Source organism: Geobacillus sp. WSUCF1, from assembly GCF_000422025.1.
GTDB classification, from domain to species: Bacteria; Bacillota; Bacilli; order Bacillales; family Anoxybacillaceae; genus Geobacillus; species Geobacillus zalihae.
In genome coordinates this window covers 1-10786 of sequence record NZ_ATCO01000274.1, presented here as the reverse complement: position 1 = coordinate 10786, position 10786 = coordinate 1, and the positions used below count along the sequence as shown (strand labels likewise).

Annotated in this window: 5 protein-coding genes, 3 pseudogenes and 1 riboswitch; of the genes and pseudogenes, 6 read left to right on the top strand and 2 right to left on the bottom strand. The window is 54.3% G+C overall.

What is annotated here, in order from left to right; all coding sequences use genetic code 11:
* From I656_RS00170 to I656_RS0117165, 6 genes and pseudogenes are all read left to right on the top strand, one after another.
* Positions 1-588, top strand: a 588-nt coding sequence (locus tag I656_RS00170) for a methyl-accepting chemotaxis protein (RefSeq protein WP_235048678.1), incomplete at its 5' end; no start/stop codon positions are given.
* Positions 589-722: 134 nt separating this feature from the next.
* Positions 723-836: riboswitch (TPP riboswitch) on the top strand.
* A 171-nt stretch (positions 837-1007) separates the two neighbouring features.
* Positions 1008-2695, top strand: a pseudogene (gene thiC / locus I656_RS00175) (phosphomethylpyrimidine synthase ThiC).
* A 712-nt stretch (positions 2696-3407) separates the two neighbouring features.
* Positions 3408-4586 (top strand): aminotransferase class I/II-fold pyridoxal phosphate-dependent enzyme, encoded by a 1179-nt coding sequence (locus I656_RS00185; protein ID WP_122983778.1) that lies wholly within the window; start codon positions 3408-3410, stop codon positions 4584-4586.
* The gene (locus tag I656_RS00190) at positions 4583-6238 is read left to right on the top strand and encodes a thiamine pyrophosphate-binding protein (RefSeq protein WP_033006969.1); all 1656 of its coding nucleotides are present in this window, start codon (positions 4583-4585) and stop codon (positions 6236-6238) included. The genes I656_RS00185 and I656_RS00190 overlap by 4 nt, the downstream gene beginning before the upstream one ends.
* Before the next feature lie 70 nt (positions 6239-6308).
* Positions 6309-7789: pseudogene (locus I656_RS0117170) on the top strand (aldehyde dehydrogenase family protein).
* 157 nt (positions 7790-7946) lie between these two features.
* A pseudogene (locus I656_RS0117165) lies at positions 7947-9103 on the top strand (saccharopine dehydrogenase C-terminal domain-containing protein).
* 188 nt (positions 9104-9291) lie between these two features.
* On the opposite strand, the gene I656_RS00195 reads toward I656_RS0117165, so the two are convergent.
* Positions 9292-10449 carry an MFS transporter gene (locus I656_RS00195; RefSeq protein ID WP_015373900.1) on the bottom strand — a complete coding sequence of 386 codons (1158 nt, stop codon included), beginning with the start codon at positions 10447-10449 and terminating at the stop codon, positions 9292-9294.
* A partial coding sequence (locus I656_RS0117160; RefSeq protein WP_033006968.1) for a MerR family transcriptional regulator occupies positions 10449-10786 on the bottom strand: 338 nt, incomplete at its 5' end. The genes I656_RS00195 and I656_RS0117160, both read right to left, overlap by 1 nt.

Below are 10786 nucleotides of genomic sequence, written 5' to 3'. Positions count from 1 at the left end.
GTGAAAGGGCTTGGGGAGCGCTCCAACGAGATTGGACAGATTACGGAAGCGATCACCGGCATTGCGTCGCAGACGAATTTGTTGGCGCTCAATGCGGCGATCGAAGCGGCGCGCGCCGGCGAGCAAGGGAAAGGGTTTGCGGTTGTCGCGGATGAAGTGCGGAAGCTCGCAGAACAATCAGCGCGCTCAGCGCAACAAATTTCCGAGCTGATCGGTTACATTCAAGAAGAAACGAAGCGGGCGGTTGCGTCTGCCGAACAGGTGATCTCCGAAGTGGCGAAAGGATTGAACGTGGCGGCGGCATGCGGCCAATCATTTGCCCATATTCGCGAGGAGGTCGGCCAAGTGAGCAAACAAATTGGACAAGTATCGTCCGCCATCGAGCAAATGACGGAGCATGCCCGCCAAGTGAACGACGCACTCCAACAGATGACCAATATTGTCGAACAGTCAGCGTCCGGTGCGGCCAACGTATCGGCAGCGACGCAGGAACAAATGGCTTCCGTCGAGGAAATCGCCTCTTCGTCGACATCGCTCGGTCAGATGGCGGACGAGATGCGGGCAATGCTGAAGAAATTTTCTGTGTGAGTGAGGAAAAGGACGCTTTCTTCGAGAAAGAGGGGCTTTCAAACGACGTGTGGGAGTCAACGTTTGGAATAAAATGGTTTGCATCTTTGCCAATTGCCTGATAAAATAAAAAAGTCAGTCATCATTGTGATACGCTTATCTGCTGGGGGAGTCCGAGAGCCGGGCTGAGAAAAGAACGCGATGAAGTTCTTTGACCCTTTGAACCTGATCTGGGTCATGCCAGCGTAGGGAAGCAGGCAGCGGGAACAGATGGACGTGTCTTGTTCATTTGGCCTTTTGCCTTCGATCAGGTTCCGGTGTCGGAACCTGTTTTTATTTTGAATCGGCCGCCATCGCCTATTCTCGTGTTTGCCCCGCTTCAGACGGTGTGGCTTCAGATCTGATCTTTCATAATTTTATGTTGAAAGGGGAAGCCACGCATGGAAAACATCCGCTCGTTTATGTCGTTTCCGGAAAGCCGCAAAGTGTACATCGAAGGGTCGCGTCCGGATGTGCGCGTGCCGATGAGAGAAATTGCTTTGTCGCCAACGAAAACGCCGCAAGGAATGGTGGAAAACAAACCGGTGCGCGTCTACGATACGACGGGCCCGTATACGGATCCCGATTTTGAACCGGACGTGGAGAAAGGCTTGCCTCCTCTTCGCCGCCGCTGGATTGTCGAGCGCGGCGATGTGGAGGAAATGGAGCGGTCTTCTGTTGCGATCCAACGTTCGCTTCCGTTTGTGCGCCGTCCATTGAGGGCAAAGCCCGGAAAAACCGTGACACAAATGCATTACGCCAAACGGGGGATCATTACGCCAGAAATGGAGTTTGTCGCGATTCGTGAACAAATCGATCCAGAAATGGTCCGCCAAGAAGTCGCCGCTGGTCGGGCCATTATTCCGGCTAATATTAACCATCCAGAGAGCGAACCGATGATCATCGGCCGTCGTTTCCATGTGAAAATTAATGCCAATATCGGCAACTCGGCTGTTTCTTCATCGATTGAAGACGAAGTGGAAAAATTGCTTTGGGCGGTGCGTTGGGGCGCCGATACGGTCATGGATTTATCGACCGGCAAACACATTCATGAAACGCGCGAGTACATCATCCGCAATTCGCCGGTCCCCGTGGGAACGGTGCCGATTTATCAGGCGCTCGAAAAGGTAGGAGGGGTGCCGGAGAAGCTGACATGGGACGTGTACCGCGAGACGCTCATCGAGCAGGCTGAACAAGGAGTCGACTACATGACGATCCACGCCGGTGTGCGGCTTCATTACATTCCGCTCACCGCCAACCGGACGACCGGAATTGTCTCGCGCGGCGGCTCGATCATCGCCCAATGGTGTTTGGCCCACCATGAAGAAAACTTTTTGTATACGCATTTTGAAGAAATCTGCGAGATTTTGAAACAATACGATGTCGCGATCTCCCTTGGCGACGGCTTGCGTCCCGGCTCCATCGCCGATGCGAACGATGAGGCGCAGTTTGCGGAACTCAAGACGCTCGGCGAGCTGACGAAAATCGCCTGGAAGCATGATGTGCAGGTGATGATCGAAGGGCCCGGACATATTCCAATGCATAAAATTCGCGAAAATGTCGAGCAGGAACAGGAAATTTGCCACGGGGCGCCGTTTTATACGTTAGGGCCGCTTGTCACCGACATCGCGCCCGGGTATGACCATATTACGTCAGCGATTGGCGCCGCGATCATCGGCGCTTATGGAACGGCGATGCTTTGTTACGTAACGCCCAAAGAACATTTAGGCTGCCGAATAAAGAGGACGTACGCGCCGGGGTCGTGGCCTATAAAATCGCCGCCCATGCGGCTGATCTGGCGAAAGGGCATCCGGCCGCCCAGCAGCGTGACGATGCGCTCTCGAAAGCGCGCTTTGAGTTTCGCTGGAACGACCAGTTCAACTTGTCGCTTGACCCGGAACGGGCTCGTGAGTACCATGATGAAACATTGCCGGCCGAGGCGGCGAAAACAGCTCATTTTTGTTCGATGTGCGGGCCGAAGTTTTGTTCGATGAACATTTCGCACGAGCTGCAGCGGCAAATCAAAGAGGAAGGGATGAAAGAAAAAGCGCAACAATTTATTCGGCAAGGGTCATCGCTGTATCAATGACAAGAAGCGGGCTGCGATGCTCGGCATGGTGGAGAGAATATGGAAGTTCGATCAACGGAAAAAGCATGAGCTGGAAAGCGCTCAGTGCTGATCGAAGCAGCGGAGGGGGGCGAACGTTCATCGCCCCTCTTGTTTGTTGTGCAAATTGGTGTGGTTCTTTATTATTTTTAAAATATATAATTTTCAAAAAATATATTTACAAATCGTTTCAGATGGATTATGATAATGGCATAAGGTGCAAATTTTGAATCATAGAATGATCATGAGGGGAAAACTGCGCAGTCTATCGCGACGCCTTCGCCGGCGCTTCGCTTCCATAGACAGCGGCCAGTTGCGTCATCGAACCGTGGATGATGCCGGCCGCTTCTTTTTATGGCGAAAGGGTCGGGTTTCAGATGGTTGGATCGCGTTTTTCCAGAAGGCTGGTGAAAAACCGCTGTTTGCCTTGATCGATGGGTGAACGTGTGAAAATAGGGTCGATGCTACAAGCTTTTTCTACTTGAGAAGCGATTCCAGTAAGCTGTTGCTCCAGTAAATCACCGGCCTTCTAGCAGCTTCGTGAAAAAGCCTGCTATTCGAGAAAAAAGATTTTGATGATGTCTTGATGTGAGAAAGCCATTGGTATTATAGGCTGCTTCTTGAACGTGAGACGGGCATGAGGGTGATGGGCGTGCGCATAAACTGAAACGAAGGGCCATGAGGAGGGATGGGATTGAACACATTTTCCGATATTGTGCAGACGATGCCGCCATATTTGTTCTCCCGATTTCAGAAGAAAAAAGAAGAACTGCTAAAGCTCGGGGTCGATGTCATTGATTTAGGGATCGGCGCCCCCGATTTGCCGCCCCCTTCCTTTGTCATCGAAGCGTTGAAAGAAGCGCTCGATGCGCCAGAACACTATACGTATTCGCCGTATGGCGGCTGCAGGGAGTATCGGGAAGCGGTCGCGCGTTTTTATGAACGGGAATATGGCGTCAAGCTCGATCCGGAGACCGAGGTGTTGGCGTTAATCGGCTCGAAAGAAGGAATCGTCCATTTGCTGCAAGCCGTTCTCAATCCCGGCGAGCTCGCCTTAGTGCCTGATCCGGGCTATCCTGTCTACCGGACGGCCGTCCATTTTGCCCGCGGCCAGAGCCGATCGCTGCCGCTCGATGCGCAACATGGTTATATTCCTCGGTTTGATGCGCTTCCCTCGTCCGTTTATGACCAAGCGAAAATCATGTTTCTCAATTATCCGAGCAATCCGACGGCCGCCGCTGTCGATTTGGATGTATTGGCCGAAGCCGTTTCACTTGCCCGTCGCCACCGGATGTTCATTGCTCATGATGCGGCCTACTCGTTCGTGACGTTTGCTGGTTTTCAAGCGCCGAGCATTTTGCAGGTGGACGGGGCAAAGGAAGTGGCGGTGGAATTTGGATCGTTGTCCAAAAGCTATAACATGGCCGGCTGCCGCATCGGATACGTAGTCGGAAACCGGGACATGATTCGAGCGCTTTCGGTGATCAAGAGCAACACGGATACGTGCCAGTTTATTCCGATCCAGAAGGCGGCGGTGGCCGCTTTGACGAACGGACGGACGTTTATTCGAGAAAATAGCCGCATTTATGAACAACGCATGAATATGATGGCCGAGAGACTTCGAGAACTGGGCATCGACGTGCAGCGGCCGAAAGCGACCTTTTTCTTGTGGATCCCGGTCTATGACGGATACTCGTCCGAACGATTTGCCGCCAAACTGCTGGAAGAAGCGGGAGTCATCGTAACACCGGGAACAGCGTTTGGATCCGCAGGGGAAGGATATGTCCGCGTATCGCTGTCAGCGCCGATGGAGCGTCTAGAGCAAGCCGTTGAACGATGGAAGCAAGTGGATTGGGAGGAATCGGCGCCATGAAGAGAACGATGCGTCACATCACGGTGGCTCAAGCCATCGTCGAATGTTTCAAACAGGAACAAATCCGTTATGTGTTTGGTGTGCCGGGGGAAAGTTATTTGCCCCTGCTTGATGCCATCTATGATGAGCCATCCATCGAGTTCATCTCCGCCCGCCATGAAGGGGGTGCTTCCTTTATGGCGGAAGGGTATGCGAAAGCGTCGCAAAAGTGCGGCGTCGTGCTGGCTACAAGGGCGGTTGGCGGAGCGAATTTGGCGATTGGCGTCCATACCGCGAGGCAAGATTCCACTCCGATGGTCGTGTTTTTGGGGCAAGTGAACAGCCGCTTCCTAGGGCGTGAAGGATTTCAGGAAGTCGATATGGAAGCGTTTTTTCGTCCGATCGCCAAATGGGTGGTCGAAATTCGCGAAGCCGAGCGGGTGCCAGAGCTGGTGCAACGGGCGTTTCGCACCGCGAAAACAGGGCGGCCCGGCCCCGTCGTCGTTTCACTGCCAGAAGATGTCTTTTCCAAAACGATAGCGGAAGCAGTGATAGCCGAGACTGATGTGCCGAAGCCGGCACCAAGGCAAGAGGATATACAGAACATTGAAGAGATTCTGAAGCGCGCCAAACGGCCGCTCGTGATTGCCGGCGGCGGCGTTAAATGGTCGGGAGCCGAGCAGTTGCTGCGCTTATGGGCGGAAAAGTATGCACTTCCGGTCATGGCGGCGTTCCGGCGGCATGACGTGTTTCCCCACAACCATCCGTGCTATGTCGGACACCTAGGTCTAGGGTCGCCCAAAGCGGTCATGGAAACGGCCGAGCAGGCGGATGTGGTGATGGCATTGGGAACGCGGCTATCGGAAGTGACGACACAAGATTACCGTTTGCTCTCTCCCAATCAGACGCTGATTCACATCGATATCGACAGCGATGGATTCGGAAAAGTGTATGCACCGGATCTCGCGGTTTGGGCTGACTGTCAGGAAGTGCTGTCCCGTTTGCTCGATATCGCGGTGCGGCCGTCTTGGCAAGAATGGGCGGCTGAACGGAGGAAACGGTACGAACAAACGGCCAGGCTGCCGGTGGAACATCGCAATCTCTATGAAGTTGTGATGGCCAGTTTGGCGCGCCATTTGCCAAAAAATGCGGTCATTACGAACGATGCCGGGAATTTCGCCGGTTGGCTTCATGCTTTTTTCCCGTTTGGGGATGGGCACACGTACATCGGCCCGACGTCAGGAGCGATGGGATATGGCATGCCGGCTGCCATTGGCGCGAAACTGGCCTTTCCCGCCCGGACCGTCGTTTCTTTATCCGGGGATGGCGGCTTTATGATGACGGTGCAGGAGTTGGAAACGGCCGCTCGATACGATATTCCGATCATCAGCATTGTGTTTAACAATCATATGTACGGCACCATCCGCATGCATCAAGAATTGCAGTTTCCGGGGCGGGTCATCGGCACCGATTTAGGCCGCGTGTCGTTTGCCCGTTTGGCAGAATACCTAAACGGCCGCGGGTTCCAAGTACAGACGGAACAACAGTTCACGGAAGCGCTTCTGTTGGCGCTTGAGGCCAAGAAGCCGACGGTGATTGAGGTGTTGACCGATCCGGACCACATTTCGGTGGCCGCCACGATCCAGGACTTGCGGGCCAAGAGGAAGTCCTGACGATCATCGCTCGGCGTTCAATGTATAAATTATCTCAATAAATCATCTAGAAAAATGGGGGGAGTATACAGTGGAAATCCAAAACTATATCAATGGAGAATGGAAGGAGCCAAGCACCGGGCAATTTGCGCCGGTGATCAATCCGGCGACGGGGGAAACGATTGCCGAGGTGGCGATGTCCGGGCCAAACGATATTGACGAGGCCGTTCAAGCAGCCAAAGAAGCGCAAAGACAGTGGGCCCTCGTGCCGGCTCCGAAACGCGCGGAAATCTTGTATAAAGTTGGGATGCTGCTAAAGGAGCGGAAAGAACAATTGGCACGGCTGTTGACGATGGAAATGGGCAAAGTGATTGAGGAAGCGCGCGGCGAAGTGCAGGAAGGCATTGATATGGCGTTTTACATGGCGGGGGAAGGGCGGCGGTTGTTCGGCGATACGACGCCGTCTGAACTGAAAGACAAATTTGCCATGAGCGTCCGCGTGCCGGTGGGGGTTGTCGGCATCATCACTCCATGGAATTTTCCGATTGCCATCGCCACTTGGAAGTCGTTCCCGGCCATTGTTGCCGGCAATGCGGTCGTATGGAAGCCCGCGCCCGAGACACCGATCATGGCGCAGGAATTAGCTCGCATTTTTGAAGAAGCGGCTTGCCGCCGGGAGTGTTTCATGTGGTCCACGGTGACGGGCCGACAGTCGGCAATGCGCTCGTCGAGCATCCTGATGTCAAGGTCATCTCATTTACCGGATCGAATGAAGTCGGGCGGATGATTGCGGAAAAATGCGGACGGCTGTTGAAAAAAGTGTCGCTCGAAATGGGTGGGAAAAACGCGGTGATCGTCATGGATGATGCCGATTTGACATTGGCGGTTGACGGCATCATCTGGAGTGCGTTCGGCACATCAGGCCAGCGGTGCACGGCGTGCAGCCGGGTCATCGTCCATGAGCGGGTGAAACAGGAGCTTGAGCGGCGTCTGCTTGAAGCCGTGAAAGCATTGAAAATCGGCAACGGGTTGGATGAAACGGTCAAAGTCGGACCCGTCATCCATGAAGAGGCGCTGCAAAAAATCGACCGCTACGTGCGCATTGGCGTAGAAGAAGGGGCGAAACTGCTTGTGGGTGGCTATATATTGCGCGAGGGTGACTATGCGCGCGGCTTTTATTACGCGCCGACGATTTTCACCGATGTTACGCCGAATATGCGCATCGCCCGTGAAGAAATTTTCGGCCCGGTTGTATCGATCATGTCCGTCCGCAGTTTGGACGAAGCGATCGCCGTCAACAACAGTGTCGATTACGGGCTGTCAAGCGCCATTTTCACCCGCGATGTCAACCGCGTCTTCCGAGCAATGCGCGATTTGGACACCGGCATCGTGTATGTCAACGCCGGCACAACGGGAGCGGAAATTCATTTGCCGTTTGGCGGCACGAAAGGGACGGGCAACGGCCACCGCGACTCCGGCGTCGCGGCGCTTGACGTATTCACCGAATGGCGGAGCATTTATGTCGATTTCAGCGGCAAGCTGCAACGGGCGCAAATCGATACCGATGATTGAACCGGGCTGTCGCTTGCAACATGGTCGGCAAAAGAGAAGCGAAGATCAACGTGGAACCTATATCGTGAATCGAAGCAGCGGCCGCGGCAAAGATGTGAAAAAAGCGGCTGTCATGTGAGCGTATGGCAAAGAATCGGTGACAGAGGGGGAAAGAACGATGAAAGTGCTCGTGCTTGGAGCGGGGCTGATGGGCAAAGAAGCGGCGCGCGATTTAGTGCAAAGCCAAGATGTTGAGGCGGTGACGTTGGCGGATGTCGATTTGGCCAAGGCGGAGCAGACGGTGCGGCAGCTTCATTCCAAAAAGCTTGCCGCTGTGCGGGTGGATGCCGGCGATCCGCAACAACTGGCAGCGGCCATGCAAGGGCATGATGTCGTCGTCAATGCCTTGTTTTACCGCTTCAATGAAACGGTGGCGAAAACAGCGATCGAAACGGGTGTTCATTCCGTTGATTTAGGCGGCCATATCGGCCATATCACCGACCGGGTGCTTGAGCTGCATGAACAAGCTCAAGCCGCTGGGGTGACCATCATCCCGACCTTGGCGTCGCACCCGGAATGATCAACATTTTATCCGGCTATGGGGCGAGTCAACTCGATGAGGTGGAATCCATCTTGCTGTATGTCGGCGGCATTCCTGTCCGCCCCGAACCGCCGCTGGAGTACAACCATGTGTTTTCCTTGGAAGGGCTGCTTGACCATTACACCGATCCGTCTCTCATTATCCGCGACGGCCAAAAGCAGGAAGTGCCGTCGCTTTCCGAAGTGGAACCGATTTATTTCGACCGGTTTGGGCCGCTTGAAGCGTTTCATACCTCAGGAGGGACGTCGACGCTCTCGCGCTCGTTTCCGAACTTGAAGCGGCTCGAGTACAAAACGATCCGCTACCGCGGCCATGCAGAAAAATTTAAGCTGCTCGTCGATTTGAACTTGACGCGCCACGATGTGGAAGTGGAGGTCAATGGATGCAAAGTCAAACCGCGCGATGTGCTGCTTTCCGTCCTGAAGCCGCTGCTTGATTTGAAAGGGAAAGATGATGTGGTGTTGCTTCGGGTCATCGTCGGCGGCCGAAAAGGCGGGAAGGAAACGGTATTGGAATACGAGACCGTCACGTTTAATGACCGCGAAAACAAGGTAACGGCGATGGCGCGCACGACGGCCTACACGATTTCTGCTGTCGCTCAGCTCATCGGCCGCGGGGTGATCACAAAGCGCGGCGTCTATCCGCCGGAGCAAATCGTTCCGGGGGATGTGTATATGGACGAGATGAAAAAACGCGGCGTTCTTATCAGCGAGAAGCGGACGGTTCATAGCTGAACAGCGAGCGCCATAAGCAGGAGGATGGAAGCAGTTTCGTGAAAAAGGGCAATGCTTCGCCGCCGCGAACACGATGACAAAATGGCTGCGGCCGGGAAGCGAATTGTGAACAACGCCCGTTCCCGTCTGGAACGGGCGTTTTCTGATTTTAGACGCGAAATGATTGTGATCGCCTGTTTTTTTTACGGCTATGCCGTTTTGGGTGCCGAAGTCTTGCGCTTGCGCCAAGAAAGGAACAGAAAGGCGATGAGCGCCAGCGCCATGGCGACCATAAACGGTGCTTTTGAGGAAATGGTGTGGCCGATGATGCCGGACAGCACCGGAGCGATGGCCGCTCCGAGCCAGCGGACGAAGTTGTACGTGCCGGACGTCACTCCCCGCTCATATGGCGATGTTTCCATCACATAGCTTGTAAACAAAGCGTTGTTGAGTCCGGAGACGAGCCCAGACAAAATGATGAGCGTTACCATAAGCCATGTCGGCTTGGCGACTACAAGAAGCAGCAATAAGGCTGCGAACATCAGCAAACCGTATGGCAAAATTTCCCTTGGTTCATATTGTTTCTCAAGCTGATGGGCGAGCACCGCTGAGCCATAAGCAAGGCAGAGCCCCCAGCCGAAGAAAACGAGGCCGATTTGGATGGCCGACAGTCCAATGATCAAAGGCGAATACGCCAATACGACGAAAAAGCCGTAATAGTAAAGCATGCCGCCGACCGCCCCTTTTAAAAATGGCGGGAACGAAAGCAACCGCCGCATTTCTTGCAGGCCGACCGCTTTTTTCGGCTTTCCTTTGTTCGGATCATAGACGAAAAAGGTGACGAGTAAAAAGGCAATGAAAATCAAGACGCTCGTGCCGATAAACGGATAGCGCCATGAATGTTGGCCAAGCAGTCCGCCGACGAGCGGACCGCCGGCCATGCCGAGGCCGATCGCCGCTTCATACAGGCCGACCGCGGTGCTTGCCTGCGGCGTCAACGCGATCAACAACGTCATGGCTGTGGCGAAAAACGTCGCATTGCCCAATCCCCAGCCGGCGCGAAAGAGCGACAGCTGCGGGATAGTAGAAGCAAAGCCGCACAACAACGAAAAAATCGTAACGAGGCCAAGCCCGATCACCATCATTTGTTTATCGCCGATACGGTTGACAACAAGACCGACCGGGATCATCATGACCGCCATCGTCAAAATGTAGGCGGTAAACAACATTTCGACTTGCCAATGGGTGGCGCCGATGCTTTCGGCGATGACCGGCAAAATCGGGTCGACGATCCCGATGCCCATAAACGCTAAAAAGGCGGCGGCGACGGTAATCCATCGCGCCTTTGTTTTTCTCCCTTCCTCCACTATTCTTCTCTCCTTTCTTGCAAGAGGGCGTCTACCCGCTCTGCCATTTGTTCCAGCTCTTGCTTCAGCATGGCCATCTTCTTCATTTTCTCTTCCAGCATGGCGATTTGCCGACGCAATCCAGCGCTGATTTGTTCCAGTTCACGCCGTTTTTCGCTCCCAGCAGCCGCATGTCGATATTCCGCCCGATGCGTCTCCATCGTTTCTTTCAGCGCCAAAAAATGCTGCAGCTCCTGCAGCGAAAAGCCGAGCACTTCGCGCGCGGCAACGATGTTTTTCAGCCGTTCGATGTCCTCAGCTGTATAAAGGCGTGTGCCGCCTTCGCTGCGCGCCGGCG